This is a genomic window from Cyanobium sp. Copco_Reservoir_LC18 (genome assembly GCF_009834675.1).
In the GTDB taxonomy this organism is placed as follows: Bacteria; Cyanobacteriota; Cyanobacteriia; order PCC-6307; family Cyanobiaceae; genus Cyanobium; species Cyanobium minutissimum.
Genome location: NZ_ASAC01000021.1, coordinates 1 through 2522 on the forward strand (window position 1 = coordinate 1; position 2522 = coordinate 2522).

Consider the following 2522-nt stretch of genomic DNA (forward strand, 5'->3'; position numbering starts at 1 on the left):
TAGCCGGCGACGCAGCCGTAGCGCTCGATCAGGTTCGAGAGCGCCTGGTAGGCCCAGTCGGTGGGCTTGACGTCGGAGAACTGGTTGATGCTGGTGACCTGCTCCTCGGAGGCGTACTTGTTGACGCCGTCGATGTTGAGCTCGGCCGCCTGCACCGCCACGGGGGCGAGCAGGCCGAGAGCGGCAGGAGCAACCAGCAGCTGCTGGAAGGGCTTCATGGATTCCTCACACAATAAGGAGTGCTGTTCCATGCCGGAACACGGCGAAGTATAGGTCCAGTTTCTTGCCCTGCAAGCAGCAAGTCAGGCTCAGACAACGATCGATCAAGTGCCCAAGTCAGCAGGTTCAACAACACACAAAAAAGCCCGACTGCAATGCAGCCGGGCGAGTTTGAGGACGTTGTGAGAGAAGTGAATCCCGAAGGATCAGAACTTGAAGGTGGTCTTGATGAAGCCGCCGAAGTTGTTGAAATCGGTACCGGTGGTTCCGATCGCGCCAACGTTCTTGGAGACCTGGCCCAGGGGAGCGCTCAGGTAGTAGAGCGCCGGGGTCACGCTGATGTTGTCGGTGACCTGGAACTTGTACCACCACTCCCAGGCGTAGTTGCCATCGACGATGGCGGTGGCGGCGGCGGGACCACCGAAGACGGCGGGGCCGGCGCTGACGGAGGTCAGGAAGGTGGGCTGACCCACGGCCATGCCGAAGGAGTTGCCCTTGATGAACACGTCATCCCACTGCAGACCGACGTACCAGGACTGGCTGGTGGCGTTGGTGATGCCGGTGGTGGAGACGAGGTTCGCGGCGCCGTTGAGGTTGGTGGTGCCGTTGTAGTTGCTGCGGTTGATGCCCCAGCCGGCGCTGATCGAGGGGATCCAGCCGGAGTTGGTGGGCTGCCAGTAGGCGCTGATGCCCACCGAGTTGGTGGCGGCGGCGTTGGTCTGGAAGATGGTGGCCAGCGGCGTGCCGTTGCCGGTGTAGAGGCCGGCACCACCCGAGGAGTAGGTGTAGGCCGCCGCGATACCCCAGTTGGAGCCGGTGTAGGCGATCTGGCCGGTACCGGTCTGGGCGGAGCAGGCGTTGCCGATGCCGCCGCAGTTGGGGGTGCCGGCGATCGGGTTGCCCACGTCACCGTTGGCGGAGACGTAGTTGGCGCTGATGCTGAAGCCGCCGCTCTTCCACCACAGACCACCACCAGCGCCCAGGTTCAGGCTGTAGGTGCCGGGAGCACCGGCGTAGGTGAAGATGTCGAGGACGGTGTCAGCCGGGTAGGCGGACGGCCACACGGCCAGCATGTCGTCCTGACGGACGCGACCACCGATGGTGGCGGTGAAGTTGCTGCCGAGGGGGAACTGGTAGAAGAGGCGGTTGATGGCGACCACGTCACCGCAGTCGACGCCCAGGCCGCAGAATTCTTCGAAGCCGGCTTCCGTGGCGTTCAGGCCGACGGTGGGGCCGCCGAAGGGCGACTGGGCGAAGTTACCGGCCCGCAGACGGGTGCGGAGCAGGTCCTTGCCGGTGAAGCTGGTGTCGAAGTTGAGCTGGATGTCGTAGTTGAACGCCGTGGCGCCCTGGGTCTGACGGGCCTGGTTCTGCCAGGTGTTGGGGACGACCGGGCCGAGGGGACCGAAGGGACCGGTCACGAAGGCGGGCACGCCGGTGAGCAGGGAAGCGGCGGGGCTCACCTGGGCGTTACCGCCGTAGCTGTTGGCCCCCATGGGGAGCACCGGCGTAGGTGAAGATGTCGAGGACGGTGTCAGCCGGGTAGGCGGACGGCCACACGGCCAGCATGTCGTCCTGACGGACGCGGCCACCGATGGTGGCGGTGAAGTTGCTGCCGAGGGGGAACTGGTAGAAGAGGCGGTTGATGGCGACCACGTCACCGCAGTCGACGCCGATGCCGCAGAACTCTTCGAAGCCGGCTTCGGTGGCGTTCAGGCCGACGACCGGCTGCCCGAAGGGCGACTGGGCGAAGTTACCGGCCCGCAGGCGGGTGCGGAGCAGGTCCTTGCCGGTGAAGCTGGTGTCGAAGTTGAGCTGGATGTCGTAGTTGAACGCCGTGGCGCCCTGGGTCTGGCGGGCCTGGTTCGCCCAGGTGTTGGGCACGTAGCCGAAGCCGGCGGGGTTCGCCCCGAAGGCACCGGGCACGAAGGAAGGAATCACGGCGCCGGCCCCGACCAGGCTGGCGGGCAGCAGGACGGAGGCCGGATCGTTGGGAACGGCCGGCAGGAAGACCCCAGGCACCGGAACGATCTGGGCGTTACCGCCGTAGCTGTTGGCCCCCATGATGAAGGTGGCCTTACCGGTCAGCTTGGTGGTGGTGGAGAACTGGGTGGCCTCCAGCTCGCCCACCTTGGCCTCCAGGCCATCCACCCGGCCGCGCAGCACGGCGAGTTCCTTCTCGAACTCGGCCATCAGGCGCTTCAGCTCGTCGGTCACCTCGGTGATCCGGTCGAGGCAGGCGTTCAGCAGGGCCGCCGCTTCATAGCGGGTCATGGCCTGGCCGCCCTTGTAGGTGCCGTTGG

Annotated in this window: 1 protein-coding gene and 2 pseudogenes; all 3 read right to left on the reverse strand. The window is 65.9% G+C overall.

Going from position 1 to position 2522, the window contains the following annotated elements:
- Positions 1–218 (reverse strand): annotated as a pseudogene (locus L107_RS11205) (porin); the annotation flags it as partial.
- Positions 219–425: 207 nt separating this feature from the next.
- Positions 426–1715: an iron uptake porin gene (locus L107_RS11210; RefSeq protein ID WP_370515486.1), complete on the reverse strand. Its 1290-nt coding sequence runs from the start codon at positions 1713–1715 to the stop codon at positions 426–428.
- Position 1716: 1 nt separating this feature from the next.
- Positions 1717–2522 (reverse strand): annotated as a pseudogene (locus L107_RS11215) (iron uptake porin); the annotation flags it as partial.